The sequence below is a fragment of the Mitsuaria sp. TWR114 genome (assembly GCF_007997345.1).
Genome location: NZ_VOSR01000771.1, coordinates 1 through 604 on the forward strand (window position 1 = coordinate 1; position 604 = coordinate 604).

At 67.5% G+C, this 604-nt stretch carries 1 protein-coding gene; it reads right to left on the reverse strand.

The genetic code is table 11. The features are described 5' to 3' along the window. The coding region (locus FUT87_RS23960) for a catalase (protein WP_147242613.1) at positions 1–604 on the reverse strand (604 nt) is incomplete at both ends.

Sequence of the window (604 nt, forward strand, 5' to 3'; positions counted from 1 at the left end):
ACCCGCATCGCGCCGTCGCGGTGGTACAGGTGGTAAGGGCACTTCGGCGCGTTGACCGGGATCTGATGGTGATTCACCCCCAGCCGGTAGCGATGCGCGTCGCCGTAGCTGAACAGCCGCGCCTGCAGCATCTTGTCGGGCGAAAAGCCGATGCCCGGCACCACGTTGGCCGGCGAGAAGGCGGCCTGCTCCACCTCGGCGAAGTAGTTCTCGGGGTTGCGGTTGAGCTCGAGCTCGCCCACCTCGATCAGCGGCGCGTCCGCATGCAGCCAGACCTTGGTCAGGTCGAACGGGTTGTAGGGCAACGCGCGGGCGGCGGCCTCGCTCAGCACCTGCACGTAGAGCGTCCAGCGCGGGAACTCGCCGCGCTCGATGGCCTCGAAGAGATCGCGCTGCGCGCTCTCGCGGTCGCCGGCGATGAGCTGGCCGGCCGCCTCGTCGGTCAGATTGCGGATGCCCTGCCGCGACTTGAAGGTGAACTTGACCCAGTGGCGCTCGTTGTCGGCGTTGATGAAGCTGAAGGTGTGGCTGCCGAAGCCGTGCATGTGGCGATAGCCGTCGGGCAGGCCGCGGTCGCTCATCACGATGGTGACCTGGTGCAGCG